Origin of the sequence: Croceitalea sp. P059, from assembly GCF_031846365.1 — a bacterium.
GTDB classification, from domain to species: domain Bacteria; phylum Bacteroidota; class Bacteroidia; order Flavobacteriales; family Flavobacteriaceae; genus Croceitalea; species Croceitalea vernalis.
Genome location: NZ_JAVRHW010000001.1, coordinates 497,343 through 518,135, shown reverse-complemented (window position 1 = coordinate 518,135; position 20,793 = coordinate 497,343). Strand labels below are relative to the sequence as shown.

Sequence of the window (20,793 nt, the reverse complement as noted above, 5' to 3'; positions counted from 1 at the left end):
TTAGAATGTTATGGACAAAATCGAACATATAGGTATTGCTGTTAAAGACTTAGCCGTCTCGAATGCGCTTTTTGAAAAACTACTTGGAGTACCGTCGTACAAAACAGAAGAGGTTGCTTCGGAAGGCGTTCGAACTTCTTTTTTTAAATCGGGCCCAAACAAAATTGAATTACTAGAAGCGATTAACGATGAAAGCCCAATAGCCAATTTTTTAGACAAGAAAGGCGAAGGTGTGCACCATATTGCATTTGCTGTAGGAGATTTAGAGAAAGAAATAGAACGATTAAAACAAGAAGGGTTTAAGATTTTGCCTGGGTTCCCAAAAAATGGAGCGGATAATAAAATAGTTGCTTTTTTGCATCCTAAAGAGACTAACGGTGTTTTGGTAGAACTATGCCAAGAAGCCTCAAGCTGAAATTCAAGGATTAAACAAAAGTCAAGCAACTAGGGTAAAGAAACTTTGTTCCCTTAAAAAATATATCCTAATTTTGCGCACCTTAAATAGTAATTCTGATTTTTTATCTGAATTGATATTTTGAGATTTGGAATTTCCAAATCGGGTCCTATAGCTCAGTTGGTTAGAGTAGCTGACTCATAATCAGTTGGTCCCTGGTTCGAGCCCAGGTGGGACCACATTATTATACTAAATAGCCTTAGCAGTTGCTAAGGCTATTTTTATGCGTAAAATGGGGCTATTACTTTTGCCTTAGTTATTAATTAAGCCAAACAATAGTTGTTTTAGAACCACTTCATTTTATAAAAAAACTTTATAAAACCTCTTTTTGTTTAACTTTTTAAAGAGAATCACAAAAAAACACGAAGTGTTTAAAACGCATTTTTAAACAATTAAAGCTTATAAAATACAATTTAACTCCTAAAAATGACGTTTCAAGTTTTATGTTGAGTATATTTACACCTATTTAATAATTAATTATATCTCAAAAACGATAGCAAGACTATTAAACAAAATAGAAATTATGTTAGTATTTCATTTTAGCTCAAGAGCGACCCCTCTCGCTTTTAAAATTAATTAGATACTCGTCCCAATCATTATTGTCAAAAACAACATATTCTATAAGAGAGGGGTTAAATAAGATTAGCAGTAATTTCAATTTTAAGACTGCTATTCAAAACACAATAGTAAATAATAAGTTCATATGAGGTCGAAACAGATTTTTTTGGTAGATGACGATGAAATTTTTAGAACGGCTGCAGAAATTCTGATTTCTACACACTTTCCTGATTTTGAAATTATTCATTTTGAAAACGGTCTAGAAGTTTATGAAAGATTATTAGAAATTGAAACTACCCAAAGCGGCCTACCTCAGATTATGCTTTTGGACATTAATATGCCTGTTATGAACGGCTGGGAGCTACTAGAAGAGCTTAAGAACCATAAAGGACGCATTAAAAACCAGGTGCAAATTCATATCTCAACATCTTCAATTGCACCACAAGACATGAACCTTTCGAAGACTTACGATTTTATAAAAGGGTATATAAGAAAACCAATTACTTCGGCAGATTTAAAACATATTAGTGAATCCCTATTGGTATAAGTGATTTTATTAATGCTTTATCAGATAGGGGTTTAGAATTAAGAAATTTAAACATGTTCAATAAGTTCATATAATTGAAATAATAAGAAAATTCCTACGTTTTCTATTTAAACCAATCTTTAAGTGCAAACCAAAACCCTTTTTTCTTTAGAGAATTCACCCATTCCTTTACTTATAATAGAAGAAAAAGGAAAAATTATTACGTCATCAAAGGTGATTAATACCTTTTTTGAATATCGTTCTGATGTTCAAATTAATTCTATTCATGACTTACTAGGAGATTTATCCTTGAATTTTAAAAATAAGATTAAAAATAAGGAGCAGTTTTCAGAGGTTTATGAGGTCATTTCAAAAGATGGGAGTTTGAGGTGGATTAAGCTTAGCCTTTTTCCTATTCTAACCGATAAAAACCTTTTTCAAATATGTTTTCATGATATTTCTAGAGAAAAACTAAAGTATGACCTTGATCAAAAAGCAAAAAAAATAGCTAAAATTGGAAGTTGGAGTGTGAATTTGATAGAAAATTCTTTGTATTGGTCAGAAGAAACAAAAGCAATACACGAGGTTCCAAATAATTTCATTCCAGATTTAGAAACAGGCATTAATTTTTATAAGGAAGGAAAAAGCCGTGATTTAATAATAGAAGCGGTATCTGAATGTATAGAATCGGGCCAAGGTTATGATTTAGAGCTTGTTATTATAACAGCAAAAGGCAATGAAAAGTGGGTGAGAGCAATTGGTAATGCAGAACGGTTTAACGGCAAAACAATTGGCTTTAGTGGAGTTTTTCAAGATATTGACGAAGCTAAACGCCAAAGAGGCGAATATGATGAGCTAAATGACCGCTTAAGAGCAGCCGTAGATAGTGCTAATGTTGGGGTATGGGATTTTAATATTATTGAAAACACCTTGTTTTGGGATGAACGCATGTATGATTTATACGGTGTAAATAAAGCTGATTTTGAGGGAGTTTACGATGCTTGGGAGCGCACAATTCACCCTGATGATAAAGAGAAAGCTGCTTTTGAAGTTGAGCAGGCCATTAAAGGTAAAATGGAGCTTGACACGGAGTTTAGAATTATAAAACAAGACGGAACTATCGCTTATATTCATGCAGAAGCGAAAGTTTTTCACAATAAAAAAGGTGAACCCTATAGACTAATTGGTGCAAATACAGATGTTACAAGAATAAAAAGAAGGGATGACCGCCTTCGTAAGCTTTTAAATGTTACCGAAAAACAGAATCAAAGACTTCTTGATTTTACCAATATAGTTTCTCATAATTTAAGGTCCAATTCAAGCAATATCTCTATGTTGTCCGGAATGTTAAATTCTAACTTACCCGCGGATAGACAAAAAAAGTTCATTGAGATGATTCAAACCTCCTCAGAAAGGCTTGATGAAACAATAGTTCAATTAAATGAAATCGTAAAAATTCAAGCCACAGATAGTCGTGAAATCAATCAAATTAATGTAAAACAGATTTTTAATAAGGTTTTAGATAGCATTAATGGTCTTGTTTTAGAATCTTCTGCAAGAATTCATTTAAAGGTTGATGATAACTTAAAAGTAAATGCTGTCAAACCTTATTTGACAAGCGTTTTTATGAACTTACTAACTAATAGTATTAAATATAGAAAACCGAATAAACAGCTTAAAATTGAAATAAAGGCAAAGGCTCTTCCCAATCAAACGGTGATATCATTTATTGACAATGGCATCGGCATTGATTTAAATAAAAATGGCTCAAAGATTTTTGGCATGTATAAGACATTCCACAATAATAAAGATGCTAAAGGCATAGGTCTGTTTATTACAAAGAACCATATGGAGGCCATGGACGGTAAAATCCAAGTAGAAAGTAAACTGAATGAGGGGAGTATATTTCATCTTTATTTTTCTAAGGATATTTAGCGATTATTATAATGAGTAAGCAATTGTTTTTAGTAGATGATGATGAAATTTTTAGAACAGCAGCCACTGTTCTATTGGGTCTGAACTTACCAGAATATGAAACTGTTCAGTTTGAAAATGGATTAAGTGTTTATGAAAAGCTTATTGATTTAGTAGAGACCGCTGAGCTTTTGCCGGAGCTTTTGCTTTTAGATATTAATATGCCAGTAATGAATGGTTGGGAATTGTTGGAAGAATTAAAATCAGCTCCCGCTCAAATAAGACAAAAGGTAAATATTCAAATTTTAACATCTTCAATTGCTCCAGAAGATTTGAACTTGTCAAAAACCTACGAATTCATAAATGGATATGTAACCAAACCATTGACAACTAGCGACATTGAGAATTTAAAAAACACCTTGTCTTAGAACAAGTATAGGGGTAATGCCCCGTTCCCTAAGCATTTTAAAGGCTTTACTCATTTTCACTTTGATGATTTGTCAATTGTGTTTAGTTTGATAGGAAATCAACTAAGTATGAAGACTATCCTATTCACTTTTCAACTTTTCGTCATTTTTAAATTGACCGCAGTAAGTCCAAACGTCTCTAAACATTTAGATTATAATAGTATAAGACAAATCACTGATTGTATTTTGCCAACAGAGGTTGGCATACATGACCTCAAAGACGGAGTTATTATAGATGCCTATGATTTTTTTGATGGAGATGAAAAAGCTTTAAGCTTACTTGGGTTTTTTAATGTTGATATAAAAAAACAAGAAAGAATTACAGTAATTGAATACTTGCAAAAAGGCTCTTTAGATTGTGACGGTAAAGTAAAAAAGTATGGTATTGGAGCGCGACTCATGATGAGGGTTACTAGTCATAAAAAAAAGGCAAGATTGGATACTCCTCAACAGATTACCGCTAGCGTAATTTTTGGAAAGGCCACCGTTAAATTCAGCATGCACACTTTTGGAATTACAGGACCAGGAGTCGCTAATTTAAATCGAGTTGGTTCTATTACCGAAAACACATATTCGAGCTTTATTTCAGGGATTTCAGATTTATTGGCAGAAGCTTATGAAGGTAGTAATCAATATATCATACGCCCCCAATTGTTAGAATAGGCTTAAAGTTTGGCCAAGCTATTATCTAAATCAGGTAAAGTGTTTAAAACAGCTTCAGTTACTTCTTCTTGAATTTCAAGAGCATATGCGTCATAGGCTACAAAACCAATCAACAACACACTGATGGTCAAACAAATGGTTAAAATTCTAGCTGAGAGTAATTTTTCTGAAGTTTTCATGGCGGTTGGTTGAATTAGCTGAGTGTAAGTTAACACTTTTAACACAAATTAACAAACCCTTAACAATTTCAATTTGCAGCTAACCAACACATTACAAAATAAGTTCAGTTTGCTACTTATGAGAGCCATCGCAGTAAGGAGGATTACTTGTTCGCTTGCAAGTACATAAATAAGCCTCTTTATTTTCTTCAACACTAAACCCCATTGATGGAGTAGCATTGTGGGCTCTATGAGAGCCATCACAAAATGGCTGATTAGTACTATGGCTGCAAGTACACCAGGCGTAGCGTTTATCTTTTTCTAAAGCGACTTGTAATGGACTATAACTTTTCTTTTCCATAAGTTTAAAATCAATTTTATTAAAAATAAGAAAATACAAACGTGGAATCTATCTAAATAAAATGGCGATTGCTCCAATTATGGTCACGGCGATAATGAAACGGCGGTATTGTTTCTCGTTAATCATTTTAACTAATTTAACCCCGAAAAAGAGCCCGATAAAAATGGCAGGAAGCAACTTTAAATTGACTACTAATGTTTCGGCGGATATGGTTTTCCAAACAAAAAGGTGAAATGGCAGTTTAAAAAGATTGGTGATTAAAAACAACCAAGCAGCGGTGCCTACAAACTCGTTTTTTGGTAATCGTATGGCTAAAAAGAAAAGATTTGTAAAGGCCCCAGCCAGATTACCTACCATAGTTGAAATACCTGCAACAATTCCAGTACTGCCGGCGAACGTCCAATGTGTCGGCACCTTTTTAGACTTTCGTCTATCCCAATAAACAATAATTGCTAGGCTAATTAAAATGAGCGCTACCATCGCTAATTTAAATTGATGCTCGGGTAAATCTTTACCGACAATTGCACCAATTAAAATACCAATAATCATCCATGGAAGCAGTTTTATGATATAATTCCATTTAGTATGACGGTTATAATAAATAACAGCAAAAAGGTCTCCTACTAGTAAGAGCGGTATAATAAAACCAGTAGACTGTTTTGCTCCAAAAGCTAACGCCATCAGGGTAACATTAAAAATAGAAAGCCCTTTTAACCCTGCTTTTGAAATACCCATTAAAAAAGCAGCAGTACAGGCAAAGACCCAACCTACTGAAGATACTTCAGCAAAATCAATTGTAGACATTATGATGAAATGATAGGGCTAAAAGTAAAGGATAATAGTAGAAGCGAATAATTATAAGATGAAATTTAGACAAGGTGTAGAATAGAATTCTATTGAAAATTGTCAAATAGTGCTAGAATTATGGCATAATGATGCTCTAAAAAGTACTGGTTATAAAAAAATTATATCTTTAAAAATCAACCAATAACCAACTATGGAACTCAGCACGCTCGATTACAGCTTTATAATTGTATTCTTTTCTCTTGTATTAGGAATCGGAATTTATGTTTCAAAAAAATCAGGTAAGAACTCTTCAGAGTTTTTCCTTTCTGGCAGAACCATGCCCTGGTGGCTCCTTGGTTTGTCAATGGTGGCGACTACATTTTCAACGGACACCCCTAATTTAGTTACGGATATTGTTAGAACTTCTGGGGTATCTGGAAATTGGGTTTGGTGGTGTTTTTTACTAACAGGCATGTTAACCGTTTTTGTTTATGCCAAGCTTTGGCGCAAGTCTAATGTTAAAACAGACCTTGAATTTTATGAAATGCGCTATGGCGGTAAACCCGCCAGTTTCTTAAGAAAATTCAGATCAATTTACTTAGGCGCTCTTTTCAATATTATCACTATGGCCTCTGTGACCTTAGCCGCTATAAAAATTGGAGGAATAATGCTAGGCTTAGAGCCTTGGGAGACTGTGGTTGGAGCTGGTTTAATTACGGTTGTTTTTAGCGCATTAGGTGGCTTTAAGGGAGTTGTTTATACTGATTTTCTGTTATTTTTTGTTGCCATGGCAGGGGCAATAGGAGCCGCCTTTTATTTAGTTAACATACCTGAAGTTGGTGGAATTGAAGCTTTAATTGCACATGAAAATGTTGCTGACAAACTGAATATACTTCCTGATTTTGATAATACAAGTGTTTTAGTCACCATGTTTATAATACCGATTGCGGTGCAGTGGTGGAGTTCTTGGTATCCTGGAGCTGAGCCTGGTGGTGGAGGCTATATTGCGCAACGAATGTTAGCGGCTAAAGATGAAAACCACGCCATTGGAGCAACATTCTTCTTTAATATTATGCATTATGCCTTGCGACCTTGGCCCTGGATTTTAGTTGCACTAGCATCTTTGGTGGTATACCCAGACATTGCTAGTATAGCAGAAGCTTTTCCTGATGTGGCTGACAATAAATTAGGACATGATTTGGCGTATTCAGCGATGCTTACAAAATTACCAAGTGGGTTGCTTGGGGTTGTTTTGGCTTCACTAGTTGCAGCTTATATGAGTACTATTTCTACACAGCTTAATTGGGGATCCTCGTATATCGTTTTTGATTTTTATAAGCAACAGATTAAGCCTGACGCTACAGAAAAAGAAATGGTCGCTGTGGGCAGAATTTCTACGGTTGTTTTAATGTTATTGAGCGCCTTATTAGCTCTCACCCTACAAAATGCTTTTGAGGTATTCGACTTGTTAGTGACTTTTGGAGCAGGGACCGGACTAGTTTTTATTTTGAGATGGTTTTGGTGGCGCATCAATGCTTGGAGTGAAATCACTGCAATGTTCGTTTCTGGTATTATTTCAATTCTATTGGTAAAAACAAACTTAGGAGAAATCTTATTTAATCCTACAACTGGCTTATTACCTGAATGGGCAAATTATCCTTTTGTGGTAGTTGTTACGACAGCTATTTGGGTGGCAGTTACCTTAATGACTAAACCTGAATCAGACGCAACTTTGCAATCATTTTATAAAAAAATACAACCAGGTGGGCCAGGATGGGCAAAAGTCGTTGCAAATGCTACTAAGGACAATATCGAAATTGTAAACACGAAAGAAAAATGGAGTGTGCCTTCTGGAATAACTGCGATGCTTTTAGGAGTTACTCTGGTTTATTCAGCAATGTTCTCCACCGGGTATTGGATTTATGGGGAAACTACTTCTGCATTAATTGGAACTGGTATAGCCTTGGTCTCTGGCTTGTCTCTGATGAAGGTTTGGAAAGGTATGAAAGAACATATATTATAAATACTACGATATGAAAGACAGGATTCAATCAGTTGATATATTTAGAGGGGCGACCATTGTTTTAATGATCTTGGTGAACACACCAGGCACATGGTCTAATGTTTTTCCACCTTTATTACATGCGAAATGGCACGGGTACACACCAACAGATTTGGTGTTTCCTTTCTTTTTGTTCATTGTCGGAACTTCTATTGTTTTTGCTTATCAATACAAGCAAACAAATAGTGGCACCTATAAAAAAATAAGTATTCGCACACTAAAGTTGATAGGATTGGGGCTGTTTTTGGGCGCTTTCACAATTAGTTTTCCATTCTTTAAAGAGTTTGCAAACATTCGATTTCCAGGGGTATTGCAGCGTATTGGTCTAGTTTTCTTTTTTGCGTCACTATTATTTTTGAATTTTAAATGGAAAACCTTAATTGGTATCACGGTTGGTTTACTAGTAGGTTATTGGTTGTTAATGACGCTAATACCTGTAAACGGAATTGAATCAACTTTGGATAGAGCTCCTAATAATCTAGCTAATTGGTTAGATGTTCAGATTTTTGGTTCACATAATTACAAAACTGATTATGACCCTGAAGGCTTTTTAAGCACAATCCCATCTATTGCAAGTTCATTATTAGGAATATTCACCGGGCTTATTCTTTTATCTAAGCAAAAAAAGAAGGCTACTATTTTATTTGGCTTAGGTGGAGCATTGCTATTAATTGGTCATCTATGGGATTTAATTTTCCCGATTAACAAGGCTCTTTGGACAAGTAGTTTTGTTATGGTTACGGCTGGTTGGGCCAATATTATTCTTGCCCTAATCTATTATTTAACGGATATTAAGAAGATTAAGTTTGGTAGTATTTTCAGATATGCCGGGGCTAATGCCATCGTAGTTTATTTTCTTTCGAGCTTCATTAGTAAAATCATGGGTCAGATTAGAATTGGCGACACCTCATTACATGGATGGTTATTTCAAAATATTTATGTGCAAGACTTTATGTCAATGGAAACGTCTTCTTTACTTTATGGGCTAAGTGTTGTAGCCTTCTATTGTCTTTTGGCATATGTCCTGTACAAAAGAAAGATTTTTATTAAAGTTTAAGAATTGGCACGTGTTTAGAGAAAAATTTAAGAATGAGACTGCAGTAGTTTAGCCACATACTTACCAATCACATCAAACTCTAAATTCACTTTTGTTCCTACTTTGTAGGTGTTAAAACGCGTGTGTTCGAAGGTATAAGGGATAATAGCAACACTAAAACTGTCTCGTTCTGAATCTACCACGGTTAAACTTGTTCCATCAATGGTAATTGATCCTTTTTCAATGGTGACATTATTTAGCTCAGCATCATATTGAAAGCTAAAAAACCAGCTACCGTCTTTCTCTTCAATCTTTGTACAAAATGCAGTTTGGTCCACATGACCCTGCACTAAATGCCCATCTAATCGCGTTCCCAAAAGCATAGCGCGTTCAAGATTAACACGATCATTTAATAGGAGCTCACCAATACTTGTTTTGTCTAGCGTTTCTTGAATAGCAGTTACTGTATAATTGTTGCCATCTATAGCAATTACCGTTAAACATACTCCATTATGAGCGACACTTTGGTCTATTTTAAGCTCTTGTGTTATAGCCGATGATATTGTAATATGAAGGTTACCACCATCTTTTTCAAGATTTGAAACGGTACCTAATGTCTCAATGATGCCTGTAAACATGTCTCTTTCAATTTAACTAGCTTTGTAATGTAAAAATAGGTATTCAAATATGGATTCTAAGTCAGAAGGAAAGAAAATAAAGTTAGGAATTTCGATAGGAGATTTAAATGGAATAGGTTGTGAGGTAGCTTTAAAGACTTTTGAAGATCAAAGAATGCTGGACTTTTGCACACCAGTAATCTTCGCTTCGAATAAAACGGTATCTACTCAGAAGCAGCAACTTGGTTTAAACCTCAATTTTCATGGAGTTCACGAATTAAAAAAGGTATTAGACGGCAAAATTAATGTGGTGAATATTTGGAAAGAATCTCCTAGAATAGAGTTCGGAAAAGCTACGCCAGAAGGAGGCAAGCATGCCATTAAATCGTTAAGAGCAGCGGTTGAATCTTTAAAAAAGGGAGAGATTGATGTATTAGTAACGGCTCCCATTAATAAAAACAATATTCAAGCAGAAGATTTTAAGTTTCCAGGTCATACTGATTTTCTTGCTCAAGAATTAGAAGGAGAGAGCCTAATGTTTATGGTTACGGATACGCTTCGAGTTGGCTTGCTAACGGATCATATCGCGGTTAAAGATGTAGCTCAAGCTATAACAACTAAACTCATTAAAGACAAGGTAAAAACGATGTTAAAATCTTTGAAAATGGATTTTGGTATTCGCAAACCTAAGATTGCTCTTTTAGGCATTAATCCCCATAGTGGAGACAACGGTACTATTGGTCAAGAAGATGAAAAAATATTAAAACCCGCAATACAAGAACTTTTTGACAAAGGAGATTTGGTTTACGGGCCTTATTCCGCGGATAGTTTTTTTGGCTCTAATTCGCATCAAAATTTTGATGCTATTTTAGCTGCTTATCATGATCAAGGTTTAATTCCGTTTAAAACCCTTTCTTTCGGAAAAGGGGTAAATTTTACTGCAGGATTAAATGGGATAAGAACATCTCCTGACCACGGAACAGCCTATGAAATCGCAGGACAGGGCAAAGCAGATGAAAGTTCTTTTAAAGAGGCTGTTTTTAGCGCTATCAAGGTATTTAAAAACAGAACTGAATTCTTAGAATTAACAAAAAACCCCTTGAAACGACAAAACCCAAGGAAATCAGCATAATGCTCTTCCTTTATTTTTGACAAAAGATTGGGTTTTTACAAATAAATACTATCTTTGCACCCGCCTTAACGGCTGGTACACAAACTATACGAGTTACATGATGAAGTTGAAGGAGTTTTTTATTCCTTTTTCAGGACTGAAATTAGGAAAGCATAAGTTTGAGTATAAGATTGAAAATAAGTTCTTTGAATCTTTTGATTATCAAGAGTTTAACGCTACTTTAATTGATGTTGAAGTTGAGTTAAATAAGACTAGCACCATGATGGAACTTGACTTCAAGGCTAAGGGATCAGTCAATGTTGATTGCGATTTAACAAGAGAGCCTTATGACCAAGTTATTTTGTCAGATTTGCAGTTGGTTGTAAAGTTTGGTGAAGAATATAATGATGAGAATGATGAAATTTTAATTATTCCTCATGGTGAGTACCAATTGTATATTGCTCAATACGTGTATGAAATGTTGGTTTTAGCTGTCCCTCATAAAAGAGTGCATCCCGGTGTACTTGATGGAACGTTGCAATCTGAAGCCTTAGACAAACTTGAAGAGTTGGAATTAAAAGAAACAAAAGAAGAAAATAACAATATAGATCCCAGATGGGATGGATTAAAAAAATTATTAACGGATAAATAGGTAACAATGGCACATCCTAAAAGAAAAATATCGAAAACCAGAAGAGATAAAAGACGTACGCATTACAAAGCTGTTGCGCCAACTATCGCAAAGGATTCTACAACAGGTGAAATGCACTTGTATCACAGAGCTCACTGGCATGAAGGTAAATTATATTACAGAGGTCAAGTTCTTGTTGACGCATCTGAAGAAGAGACTGCTGCATAGTTTCTTTTTAAAAATCAAAGTATTGACTCCCGCTTCTTCGTAATCGGGAGTTTTTTTATGAATTTGATTTTTTTTCAAAAAAGCGATTTTTCAGCAAAAAGTCGTAGAAAATGACTATTTTTCGATGATTTTTAGTCATTTTTCAATCTTTTTGACCAAAAACGGACAAACGCATGAATAAAAAAACAGCAGCAATTACAGCTGTCGGAGGTTATGTGCCTGACTTCATTTTGACCAATCAACTGTTGGAAACTATGGTTGAAACCAATGATGAATGGATAACTAGTAGGACTGGAATAAAAGAACGAAGAATTTTAAAAGAAGAAGGGCAAGGCACTTCTTATTTGGCGATAAAGGCTGCTGAAGATCTTATTACGAAGAAGAATCTTAATGTAGAGGAAATTGATTTGGTTTTAGTAGCAACTGCTACACCAGATATGCTGGTAGCTTCAACCGCTGCCTATGTTGCATCTGAAATTGGTGCAGTTAATGCTTTTTCATATGATTTACAGGCGGCATGTTCAAGTTTTTTGTTCGGGATGTCTACCGCAGCTAGTTATATAGAATCAGAGCGCTATAAAAAAGTACTGTTAATCGGCGCGGACAAAATGTCGTCAATTATTGACTATACCGATAGGGCTACCTGTATCATTTTCGGAGATGGTGCAGGAGCGGCTTTGTTTGAACCCAACAATGAAGGTTTCGGACTTCAAGATGAGTATTTACGTTCTGATGGAATTGGTAGAAATTTTCTAAAAATGGATGCAGGTGGTTCTATTTTACCTGCTACAGAAGATACCGTGAAAAACAATCAACATTATGTTTATCAGGATGGGAAGTCTGTTTTTAAATTTGCCGTTTCAAATATGGCTGATGTTTCTGGTAAGATAATGGAACGTAATAAGCTTTCTCATGATGATGTACATTGGTTGGTGCCTCACCAAGCCAATAAACGCATTATAGATGCAACAGCAAGACGCATGGGGGTTGAAGATTCTAAGGTAATGATGAACATACATCGTTATGGGAATACGACATCAGCGACATTACCTTTGTTATTATACGATTACGAGAAACAACTGAAAAAAGGAGATAATTTGGTGTTTGCTGCTTTTGGTGGCGGATTCACTTGGGGTTCTATTTATTTGAAATGGGCCTATAACTCATAAGAACTAACTAAATCAAAATCAATGGATATTAAAGAAATTCAAAGCTTGATAAAATTTGTGGCCAAGTCTGGCGCAAGTGAAGTGAAGTTGGAAATGGAAGATATTAAAATTACCATTAGAACAGGTGATTCTTCTACTGCTCCAGAAACCACTATTGTTCAGCAAATTCCAATGGCACAAGCACCTATGGCTGCTGCTCCTGCTCCAGTGGCTGCCGAAGCACCTGCTTCACCGGCTGCTCCTGCTCCAGCTGAAGATGATTCAAAATACATTACTATCAAGTCTCCAATCATTGGTACTTTTTATAGAAAACCTTCTCCTGACAAACCTTCTTTTGTTGAGGTAGGACAAGACATTAATAAAGGAGATGTTCTATGTGTTATTGAAGCCATGAAGCTTTTCAATGATATTGAATCTGAAGTATCTGGTAAAATTGTTAAAATTTTAGTAGATGATTCTTCTCCGGTTGAATTTGACCAACCATTGTTCTTGGTTGACCCATCTTAAATTAGAAGTTTAGAAGTTTAAAGTTTTAACGTTTAAATCATTTGTGTTTAAACCAATAAACTGCTAAACCATAAACTCTTAAACTGAAAAGCATGTTTAAAAAAATATTAATTGCAAATAGAGGTGAAATTGCACTACGTGTTATACGAACGTGCAAAGAAATGGGCATTAAAACTGTGGCCGTATACTCTAAGGCCGATGAAGAAAGTTTGCATGTTCGTTTTGCAGATGAGGCTGTATGTATAGGTCCAGCACCAAGTAGCGAATCTTATTTAAAGATTCCTAATATTATTGCTGCCGCTGAAATAACAAATGCTGATGCTATTCACCCTGGTTACGGCTTCTTGTCTGAGAATTCTAAGTTCTCTAAAATCTGTGCAGAACATAAGATTAAGTTTATTGGTGCTTCCGGCGATCAAATAGACAGAATGGGGGATAAGGCAACAGCAAAAGAAACCATGAAAAAAGCAGGCGTTCCTTGTGTACCTGGTTCAGATGGTTTGTTGAAAAATGTAGCTGATGCTAAAAAGACAGCCAAAAAAATGGGCTATCCGGTAATGATTAAAGCAACCGCCGGAGGTGGTGGTAAGGGCATGCGAGCGGTTTGGAGCGAAGACCAAATGGAAGAATTGTATGATAGTGCAGTTCAAGAGGCTTCGGCTGCATTTGGTAACGGCGCCATGTACATGGAGAAGCTTATCGAAGAGCCACGTCATATAGAAATTCAAATTGTTGGTGATCAATATGGCAAAGCGTGCCACCTTTCAGAGCGCGATTGTTCTGTTCAAAGAAGGCATCAAAAACTAACCGAAGAAACCCCTTCGCCTTTTATGACTGATAAGTTAAGGGATGATATGGGTAAAGCCGCAGTAAAAGCTGCAGAGTATATTAAATATGAAGGTGCTGGTACCGTAGAATTTTTGGTTGATAAACACCGAAATTTCTATTTCATGGAAATGAATACACGTATTCAAGTTGAGCACCCGATAACGGAACAAGTAGTAGATTATGATTTGATTCGCGAGCAGATATTGGTTGCGGGAGGAGTGCCTATTTCTGGGAAAAATTACTTCCCAAAATTACATTCTATTGAGTGCAGAATAAATGCGGAAGATCCTTACAACAACTTTAGACCATCACCAGGAAAAATTACAACCTTACATACTCCAGGTGGACATGGTATTCGATTAGATACTCATGTCTATGGAGGATATATAATTCCACCAAACTATGACTCTATGGTAGCTAAGTTGATAACAACCGCACAAACCCGTGAAGAGGCCATAAATAAAATGAGGCGTGCTTTAGATGAATTTGTTATTGAAGGTGTTAAAACCACAATACCGTTTCATAGACAATTGATGGATAGCCCCGATTATTTGGCTGGTAATTATACTACCAAGTTTATGGAAGACTTTCAAATGGATGAAAAATACGACTACTAATATAAACCCCGATTAATCGGGGTTTTTTGGCTATGGAATTAAGTTATTGGGAAAATAAATCATGGTTAACCAATGTAGATTTTACTGTTGTTGGCAGTGGAATTGTTGGTTTAAATTGTGCTTTACACCTTAAGATTCGTTTTCCAAAAGCTAAAATTCTAATTCTTGAGAAAGGTATTCTTCCTCAGGGAGCAAGCACAAAAAACGCTGGTTTTGCTTGTTTTGGAAGTATCTCTGAGATTTTATCAGATTTAAAGTCACATACAGAACAAGAAGTCATTCAATTAGCACAGCAGCGCTTTACTGGCATTCAATTGTTACGAAACACTTTAGGAGATAAGAATATTGGTTATGAAAATCTTGGAGGTCATGAACTCTTTCTAAACAAAGACCTTCATCTTTTTGAAAAATGTCAATCATCCATCTCCCATATTAATAAACTTCTAAAACCTGTATTTAAAAAATCTGTTTTTCAAATTACATCGAACACTTATGGCTTTAACAAGGTCAACCAAGACATAATCACACATACTGAAGAAGGTCAAATTGATACAGGTTGTATGATGACCTCGTTGCTTTCACTTGTTCAAAAAAAGGGAGTTTCAATTTTGAACTCATTACAAGTAGAAGAGTTTGAAGAGAAAATCGATAGTGTAGTTGTAAAAACAGCAGACTTTGAGTTTCACACCAAAAAGCTGCTAATTGCAACTAATGGTTTTGCTTCAAAATTGCTAAAGGAACAAGTGGAACCTGCAAGAGCACAAGTACTGATTACAAAACCCGTAAAAAATTTGAAAATTAAGGGAACTTTTCATTTTGATGAGGGTTTCTACTATTTCAGAAATATTGATAATCGTATTCTCTTTGGTGGTGGAAGAAATCTTGATTTTCAATCAGAGAAAACTGATGACTTTGGTCAAACAGAGATTGTTCAAACATCGTTAGAACGTCTTCTTCATCAAATGATTTTACCTAATATCGATTTTGAAATAGATTACGGATGGAGCGGGATTATGGGTGTTGGTCAACAAAAGAAACCAATCGTAAAACAGTTGTCAAACAACGTCCTTTGTGGAGTACGTTTGGGTGGAATGGGTATTGCTATAGGAAGCTCAGTAGGCAAGCAATTGGCTGACTTACTTTAAATTTTTTTTTGTTTTATCGAGGTAGTAAATGTGTCTTACCCTTTCCCTTTTTACCTATCTTCATGAGATAATTTATTGATAAATAGAAACCATTCAAAACCATAAATGGAATTCTTTTTAAAAAATCAACAGATATGAACCAACCAGCAAAAAGAAGATATCAGCTATTATTCTTTAGTCTTTTAAGTTTCTTTATTATTTCATCTTGTTCGAGCTCTAAAACTGAATTTTCAAAAAAAGATGTAAAGAGATCTCAGAAGCTGGTAGGATTAGATTTTGATAAAAAATATATTGACACCTTGTATCCTTATCTTAAACGAAATAAGGAAGGATTTGATTCGCTTCGCAAATACACATTAGATATTAATGTAATTCCAGCAGTTAGGTTCGACCCATTACCTTCAAATTTTAAACCAAAGGTACAAACCGGTTTTCCAGAATGGAAAATTCCTAATGCAGTTGAACTCCCCAAAAATCATGGGGACCTTGCTTTTTACACTATACCTCAACTAGCATCTCTTATTAAAAACAAAAAAATTAGTTCTCGTGAATTGACAGAGTTTTTTATCGCTCGAATAAAAAAATACAATCCGGTTTTGGAATGTACTATTACCATTACAGAAGAAATGGCCTTGAAGCAAGCAAAAATTCTAGATGATGAACTAGCAGCCGGAAACTATCGTGGGATTTTACATGGTATACCTTACGGAGTAAAAGACTTAATGGCTGTTGAAGGTTACAAGACCACATGGGGTGCAGAACCCTATAAAGACCAACAAATTGAAATGAATGCAACGGTGGTTCAAAAGCTACAAGATGCTGGTGGTGTTTTAATAGCCAAACTAGTTTCTGGGTCTTTAGCCCGAGGTGATGTATGGTTTGGTGGAAAGACAAAAAACCCCTGGGATATTAAACAAGGTGCGTCAGGCTCATCTGCAGGATCAGGCTCCGCAACCTCAGCAGGTTTGGTGCCTTATGCACTAGGAACAGAAACATTAGGCTCTATTACTTCCCCTAGTAATAGAAACGGAATTACCGGTTTACGTCCAACTTACGGAAGAGTCAGTAGACATGGCGTTATGAGTTTAAGCTGGTCTATGGATAAAGTGGGCCCGATGGCTAGAAGTGCTGAAGATTGCGCCATAGTATATAGTATCATCGCTGGCAAGGATCCAAAAGATGCAATGACAACTGATTACCCTGACGGATTTGAACCTAACAAGGATTATAAATCGTTGCGTATAGCTTACTTAAAAAAAGATATTGATAAAGACACTTCACTTAGCAAGAATAACCTTGAAAAGGCCTTGAAGACATTTAGAGATTTGGGCCTAAGACTAGATGAAGTTGAGTTACCTAAAGAAGTTCCTTATACTAGTTTTGATGTTATTTTAAGAGCAGAAGCTGGGGCTTTTTTTGATGATTTAGTTCGTTCAAAAGAAGTGGATAAGATGGTAGAACAAACACAACGTTCAAGAGCAAACTCATTACGTCAAGCGCGCTTTATACCTGCTGTAGAGTACATTCAAGCTAATAGACAAAGACAGGTACTTATAGAGAAAATGCAAGCCATCATGAAGGATTATGATGTACTTATCTCTCCAACTTTTGGTAATAAGCAATTAATTATTACTAATTTAACTGGTCACCCGGTAATTGCTATACCAACTGGCTTAGATAAAGAAAAACACCCTACAAGTATGACTTTAGTAGGTAATTTATACGATGAAGCTAGTATTTTATTATTAGCAAAAGCTTTTCAAGACAGCACCGATTTTGATGAAATGCACCCTGAAGGATATACTGATTAGCAATTCATAAACTATACTTTTCGACCATCCAATAAATTGATTATTCGTGATCCATAGGCGGCGTTATTTTCTGAATGGGTTACTTGAATTATGGTAACTCCATCTTCTTGGTTTAGTTTTTTAAAGAGCTCCATGATTTCCTCACTTTGTTGACTGTTTAGATTACCAGTTGGTTCATCTGCCAAAATTAATTTTGGGTTAGCAATAAGCGCCCTAGCTACACCAACCAATTGCTGCTGTCCACCGCTTAACTGCGCAGGAAATAGGTCTTTTTTGCCAACAATATTGAATCGGTCAAGCATATCGGCAACCATGGCTTTACGTTCACTTCCTTTGTACTTTTTATAAAGTAAGGGCATTTCAAGATTTTCTTGCACGGTCAATTCATCTAATAAATGATAAGATTGGAACACGAACCCGATGTACTCTTTGTAGAGATTAGAGCGGTGCTTTTCTTTGAGTGTATGAACAGATTCGTGTAAAAAATTGTATTCTCCCTCGTCAAAAGTATCGAGCATACCAATAACATTCAATAAGGTCGATTTTCCAGAACCAGAAGGCCCCATTACAGAAATAAATTCTCCTTCTTCAACCTCCAGATTGATATCTTTTAATAAAAAAATGCGTTGTCCACCTGAGTTGACCCACTTGAAAATGTTGTTGAGTTGTAATAGCATAGTATTATTTAATTTATTCTACTTGTAATGATTTTACAGGACTAGCAATAGCTGCCTTTATACTTTGATAACCAACGGTAAGGATTGCAATTGTTATTGTTAATAATCCTGCGAATGCCAACATCCACCAATTGATTTCTATTCTATATGAAAAATCTTGTAACCATTGTTCCATTGCATACCACCCAATTGGTAAAGAAATCAGGATTGAAATTCCAACTAATTTTAGAAAATCTAAGGTAAGGCGGTATGATATTTGCCCAACACTTGCTCCTAATACTTTTCTGACACCAATCTCTTTAGTTCTCTTTTCTGCATTAAACGCAGCTAGACCAAATAACCCTAAACATGCAATGAACAACGATAGAATAGTAAATACCATAAAGATACGTCCAAGGCGCTGTTCTGCTTGATAGGTGTCATTGAAGGATTCTTCCATAAAATTATAAATCAAAGGCTGTTCAGGAATATTCTTATTCCAAACTTCTTCAATTGCAGTTAATGTAGAAGAAAAAGCTCCTCCACTTATTTTGACGGCCATATTTCCAGTTGAGGTTCCTAATCTTAAACCAAGCGCGCCGATATCATCTCGTAAGGTTTCAAAATGAAAGTTGTCTACAACACCAATTATGGTGAAATATTCTCCATTTTCGTCTCCCAGATCACTTGAAACTCTTAAACCAAGCGCCTCTTCAGTACTTACTCCCAATAGAGAGACCGCGGTTTCATTTATGATTATGGCTGTGGAATCGGTCATTCGCTCTTGGCTAAAATTACGACCAGCCTTAAGCGTAATATCTAAAGTTTCTAAATAATCATAGTCAACAAGCCATCGCTGCATGTTAACCGCATCTTCTTGGTTAGTAAAGCCTTCTCTAAAATAAGTATAATCAGACCTTGATGAGGGTGTGGGCAAAAAACTGCTTATTGAAGCGTTCTTTACTTGGGCTATTTTTTTCACCTCTTGTTTAATTGCCTCACCTTTTGTTCCAGCCCCATAGAAATCCTGTACGATTAAAACTTGATCTTTTGAAAAACCTAATTCCTTATTTTGGATATATTCCAGTTGGTTGAATACAACGAGTGTACCTACGATTAAGAAGACTGAGATCGCAAATTGAAAAATGACTAGGGAATTTCGAATATTACCCCCACCAACACTCGATTTACCTATTCCTTTAAGAACTTTAACTGGTATAAAACGCGACATAAAAAAAGCTGGGTACCATCCTGAAAACAAGCTTAATAAAATAGTTGCAAAAAGAACAATGAGCCAAAACACAGGATTCAGAAAAGGGAGGCTAATTTCAGTACCTGCTAGGTCATTAAAAAAAGGCATTACCACCACGGCTATTCCTATAGCAACTAAAAGTGAAATAAATGATAATAGACTAGATTCGGTTAAGAACTGCTTAACCAAACCGGCCTTATTTGAACCAAGGGTTTTCCGAATACCTACTTCTTTTGCTCTCTTCAAAGATTGGGCGGTTGATAGATTCATGAAATTAACACTTGCCAATAGGATTAAGAATAGACCAATAAAAGAAAGAATATAAATATTCTGTATCGATCCGTTAGCACTTAATTCAAATTGAGCATCTGAGTATAAATGTATATCGGTCAATGGAATTGAATAATAATTTACATAATTGCCGCTTGCAATAAAGTTTTTTTCTGTAATTCCAGGATAAATTTGTTGAACCCAAGGAATTAAGTAATCTCCAACAATTTCTTGAAGGGGTGCTTGAAAATCTTCAACACTTGCGCTTGGAATCAATTTAATAAAGGTGAAGTAATTATGACTCCCCCATTCGCTTTCTTGGGCATCTTCATAACCTGACATTGCCATAAAAACACTATGCTCACGCAACAACGAGTTCTTGGGAAAATCATCAATTACACCTGTAACTACATAATTATTGATATTATCAAGAAGTAATTCTTGACCAACTGCATTATTGACTCCAAAATGCTTTTCTGCTGCGGTTTTTGTTAGGATTAAAGTATTAGGTTCTTTTAAGGCAGTTTTAGGATCCCCCACCAATAAGTCAAGACCAAACATATCAAAGAAATTTGCATCTGCATAGGCAGTATTTATTTCCTTGATATTATTGTTTGTGGTACTTTTTCTTATAAGAACGCTCCCAAGGTTTCTAATTCTAGTGGCGATTTCAACTTGCGAAAAATCGTTTTCTAATACGGCTGCCATTGGAGCAGCAGTTTCACCAGATATGGTTTCATCACCACCAAATTTTATATCAGCATTTATCCTATGAATGCGATCAGCATCAGCAAACATTTTGTCATGACTTAACTCATTGTAGATATATAAAGAGATGAGTAATACCCCTGCCATGCCGGTGGCTAGTCCGAAAATATTTAAAAAAGTAAAAAAGGGTTGTCGCCTTAAACTTCTCCAAGCAACTTTAATATGATTTTTAAACATGATTGTTCGTTTTTTGATTGA

General features: G+C 35.5%; 21 protein-coding genes and 1 tRNA gene. 16 read left to right on the top strand and 6 right to left on the bottom strand.

Annotated elements, in window-relative coordinates:
• The first annotated feature begins 10 nt into the window (after nucleotides 1-10).
• From mce to RM542_RS02260, 6 genes are all read left to right on the top strand, one after another.
• Nucleotides 11-415, top strand: a complete 405-nt coding sequence (mce, locus tag RM542_RS02285) for a methylmalonyl-CoA epimerase (protein WP_311384090.1) — start codon at nucleotides 11-13, stop codon at nucleotides 413-415.
• 144 nt (nucleotides 416-559) lie between these two features.
• Nucleotides 560-633 (top strand) — tRNA-Ile (locus RM542_RS02280).
• A gap of 524 nt (nucleotides 634-1,157) precedes the next feature.
• Nucleotides 1,158-1,559: a response regulator transcription factor gene (locus RM542_RS02275; protein ID WP_311384089.1), complete on the top strand. Its 402-nt coding sequence runs from the start codon at nucleotides 1,158-1,160 to the stop codon at nucleotides 1,557-1,559.
• Between the two features lie 123 nt (nucleotides 1,560-1,682).
• Complete coding sequence (locus RM542_RS02270; protein ID WP_311384088.1) at nucleotides 1,683-3,473, top strand: PAS domain-containing protein; 1,791 nt, start codon at nucleotides 1,683-1,685, stop codon at nucleotides 3,471-3,473.
• A gap of 11 nt (nucleotides 3,474-3,484) precedes the next feature.
• Nucleotides 3,485-3,880 (top strand): response regulator, encoded by a 396-nt coding sequence (locus RM542_RS02265; protein ID WP_311384087.1) that lies wholly within the window; start codon nucleotides 3,485-3,487, stop codon nucleotides 3,878-3,880.
• Between the two features lie 108 nt (nucleotides 3,881-3,988).
• Entirely contained in the window at nucleotides 3,989-4,582 is a 594-nt protein-coding gene (locus RM542_RS02260) for a hypothetical protein (RefSeq protein ID WP_311384086.1), read from the top strand.
• A gap of 2 nt (nucleotides 4,583-4,584) precedes the next feature.
• Here RM542_RS02260 and RM542_RS02255 read toward each other — a convergent pair whose 3' ends face one another.
• The 3 genes from RM542_RS02255 to RM542_RS02245 form a co-directional block, all read right to left on the bottom strand.
• Nucleotides 4,585-4,761 carry a hypothetical protein gene (locus RM542_RS02255; protein WP_311384085.1) on the bottom strand — a complete coding sequence of 59 codons (177 nt, stop codon included), beginning with the start codon at nucleotides 4,759-4,761 and terminating at the stop codon, nucleotides 4,585-4,587.
• Between the two features lie 112 nt (nucleotides 4,762-4,873).
• Entirely contained in the window at nucleotides 4,874-5,101 is a 228-nt protein-coding gene (locus RM542_RS02250) for a CDGSH iron-sulfur domain-containing protein (RefSeq protein ID WP_311384084.1), read from the bottom strand.
• Between the two features lie 48 nt (nucleotides 5,102-5,149).
• Nucleotides 5,150-5,905 carry a sulfite exporter TauE/SafE family protein gene (locus RM542_RS02245; RefSeq protein ID WP_311384083.1) on the bottom strand — a complete coding sequence of 252 codons (756 nt, stop codon included), beginning with the start codon at nucleotides 5,903-5,905 and terminating at the stop codon, nucleotides 5,150-5,152.
• Nucleotides 5,906-6,098: 193 nt separating this feature from the next.
• On the opposite strand from RM542_RS02245, the gene RM542_RS02240 reads away from it, so the two are divergent.
• Complete coding sequence (locus RM542_RS02240; RefSeq protein ID WP_311384082.1) at nucleotides 6,099-7,910, top strand: sodium:solute symporter family protein; 1,812 nt, start codon at nucleotides 6,099-6,101, stop codon at nucleotides 7,908-7,910.
• A gap of 10 nt (nucleotides 7,911-7,920) precedes the next feature.
• A complete protein-coding gene (locus RM542_RS02235; protein ID WP_311384081.1) occupies nucleotides 7,921-9,006 on the top strand; it encodes a heparan-alpha-glucosaminide N-acetyltransferase domain-containing protein in 1,086 nt (361 codons plus the stop codon).
• Nucleotides 9,007-9,032: 26 nt separating this feature from the next.
• Here RM542_RS02235 and RM542_RS02230 read toward each other — a convergent pair whose 3' ends face one another.
• Nucleotides 9,033-9,623: a riboflavin synthase gene (locus RM542_RS02230; RefSeq protein WP_311384080.1), complete on the bottom strand. Its 591-nt coding sequence runs from the start codon at nucleotides 9,621-9,623 to the stop codon at nucleotides 9,033-9,035.
• A gap of 49 nt (nucleotides 9,624-9,672) precedes the next feature.
• Here RM542_RS02230 and pdxA point away from each other — a divergent pair, with 49 nt between their 5' ends.
• From pdxA to RM542_RS02190, 8 genes are all read left to right on the top strand, one after another.
• Entirely contained in the window at nucleotides 9,673-10,734 is a 1,062-nt protein-coding gene (pdxA, locus tag RM542_RS02225; protein ID WP_311384079.1) for a 4-hydroxythreonine-4-phosphate dehydrogenase PdxA, read from the top strand.
• A 97-nt stretch (nucleotides 10,735-10,831) separates the two neighbouring features.
• A complete protein-coding gene (locus tag RM542_RS02220) occupies nucleotides 10,832-11,365 on the top strand; it encodes a DUF177 domain-containing protein (RefSeq protein WP_311384078.1) in 534 nt (177 codons plus the stop codon).
• A gap of 6 nt (nucleotides 11,366-11,371) precedes the next feature.
• Entirely contained in the window at nucleotides 11,372-11,572 is a 201-nt protein-coding gene (gene rpmF / locus RM542_RS02215; protein ID WP_311384077.1) for a 50S ribosomal protein L32, read from the top strand.
• Nucleotides 11,573-11,745: 173 nt separating this feature from the next.
• On the top strand, nucleotides 11,746-12,741 hold the full coding sequence (locus tag RM542_RS02210; RefSeq protein WP_311384076.1) for a beta-ketoacyl-ACP synthase III: 996 nt from the start codon (nucleotides 11,746-11,748) through the stop codon (nucleotides 12,739-12,741).
• Between the two features lie 21 nt (nucleotides 12,742-12,762).
• Nucleotides 12,763-13,248, top strand: coding sequence for an acetyl-CoA carboxylase biotin carboxyl carrier protein (accB, locus tag RM542_RS02205; RefSeq protein ID WP_311384075.1), 486 nt, complete (start codon nucleotides 12,763-12,765; stop codon nucleotides 13,246-13,248).
• 92 nt (nucleotides 13,249-13,340) lie between these two features.
• Nucleotides 13,341-14,693, top strand: a complete 1,353-nt coding sequence (gene accC, locus RM542_RS02200; protein WP_311384074.1) for an acetyl-CoA carboxylase biotin carboxylase subunit — start codon at nucleotides 13,341-13,343, stop codon at nucleotides 14,691-14,693.
• Nucleotides 14,694-14,725: 32 nt separating this feature from the next.
• Complete coding sequence (locus RM542_RS02195) at nucleotides 14,726-15,838, top strand: FAD-dependent oxidoreductase (RefSeq protein ID WP_311384073.1); 1,113 nt, start codon at nucleotides 14,726-14,728, stop codon at nucleotides 15,836-15,838.
• Nucleotides 15,839-15,972: 134 nt separating this feature from the next.
• Nucleotides 15,973-17,649, top strand: a complete 1,677-nt coding sequence (locus RM542_RS02190; RefSeq protein ID WP_311384072.1) for an amidase — start codon at nucleotides 15,973-15,975, stop codon at nucleotides 17,647-17,649.
• Nucleotides 17,650-17,660: 11 nt separating this feature from the next.
• On the opposite strand, the gene RM542_RS02185 is transcribed toward RM542_RS02190, so the two are convergent.
• On the bottom strand, nucleotides 17,661-18,326 hold the full coding sequence (locus RM542_RS02185; protein ID WP_311384071.1) for an ABC transporter ATP-binding protein: 666 nt from the start codon (nucleotides 18,324-18,326) through the stop codon (nucleotides 17,661-17,663).
• 13 nt (nucleotides 18,327-18,339) lie between these two features.
• Entirely contained in the window at nucleotides 18,340-20,772 is a 2,433-nt protein-coding gene (locus RM542_RS02180; RefSeq protein WP_311384070.1) for an ABC transporter permease, read from the bottom strand.
• Between the last annotated feature and the right edge of the window lie 21 nt (nucleotides 20,773-20,793).

Excerpts from the sequence above, each read along its gene's own strand:
- RM542_RS02180 (WP_311384070.1), bottom strand. The coding sequence starts at position 20,772 with ATGTTTAAAAATCATATTAAAGTTGCTTGGAGAAGTTTAAGGCGACAA.
- RM542_RS02250 (WP_311384084.1), bottom strand. The coding sequence starts at position 5,101 with ATGGAAAAGAAAAGTTATAGTCCATTACAAGTCGCTTTAGAAAAAGAT.
- RM542_RS02190 (WP_311384072.1), top strand. The coding sequence starts at position 15,973 with ATGAACCAACCAGCAAAAAGAAGATATCAGCTATTATTCTTTAGTCTT.
- RM542_RS02210 (WP_311384076.1), top strand. The coding sequence starts at position 11,746 with ATGAATAAAAAAACAGCAGCAATTACAGCTGTCGGAGGTTATGTGCCT.
- RM542_RS02230 (WP_311384080.1), bottom strand. The coding sequence starts at position 9,623 with ATGTTTACAGGCATCATTGAGACATTAGGTACCGTTTCAAATCTTGAA.
- RM542_RS02220 (WP_311384078.1), top strand. The coding sequence starts at position 10,832 with ATGATGAAGTTGAAGGAGTTTTTTATTCCTTTTTCAGGACTGAAATTA.
- accC (WP_311384074.1), top strand. The coding sequence starts at position 13,341 with ATGTTTAAAAAAATATTAATTGCAAATAGAGGTGAAATTGCACTACGT.
- RM542_RS02245 (WP_311384083.1), bottom strand. The coding sequence starts at position 5,905 with ATGTCTACAATTGATTTTGCTGAAGTATCTTCAGTAGGTTGGGTCTTT.
- mce (WP_311384090.1), top strand. The coding sequence starts at position 11 with ATGGACAAAATCGAACATATAGGTATTGCTGTTAAAGACTTAGCCGTC.
- RM542_RS02235 (WP_311384081.1), top strand. The coding sequence starts at position 7,921 with ATGAAAGACAGGATTCAATCAGTTGATATATTTAGAGGGGCGACCATT.
- RM542_RS02255 (WP_311384085.1), bottom strand. The coding sequence starts at position 4,761 with ATGAAAACTTCAGAAAAATTACTCTCAGCTAGAATTTTAACCATTTGT.
- accB (WP_311384075.1), top strand. The coding sequence starts at position 12,763 with ATGGATATTAAAGAAATTCAAAGCTTGATAAAATTTGTGGCCAAGTCT.
- RM542_RS02260 (WP_311384086.1), top strand. The coding sequence starts at position 3,989 with ATGAAGACTATCCTATTCACTTTTCAACTTTTCGTCATTTTTAAATTG.
- pdxA (WP_311384079.1), top strand. The coding sequence starts at position 9,673 with ATGGATTCTAAGTCAGAAGGAAAGAAAATAAAGTTAGGAATTTCGATA.
- RM542_RS02195 (WP_311384073.1), top strand. The coding sequence starts at position 14,726 with ATGGAATTAAGTTATTGGGAAAATAAATCATGGTTAACCAATGTAGAT.
- RM542_RS02185 (WP_311384071.1), bottom strand. The coding sequence starts at position 18,326 with ATGCTATTACAACTCAACAACATTTTCAAGTGGGTCAACTCAGGTGGA.
- RM542_RS02275 (WP_311384089.1), top strand. The coding sequence starts at position 1,158 with ATGAGGTCGAAACAGATTTTTTTGGTAGATGACGATGAAATTTTTAGA.
- RM542_RS02265 (WP_311384087.1), top strand. The coding sequence starts at position 3,485 with ATGAGTAAGCAATTGTTTTTAGTAGATGATGATGAAATTTTTAGAACA.
- RM542_RS02240 (WP_311384082.1), top strand. The coding sequence starts at position 6,099 with ATGGAACTCAGCACGCTCGATTACAGCTTTATAATTGTATTCTTTTCT.
- rpmF (WP_311384077.1), top strand. The coding sequence starts at position 11,372 with ATGGCACATCCTAAAAGAAAAATATCGAAAACCAGAAGAGATAAAAGA.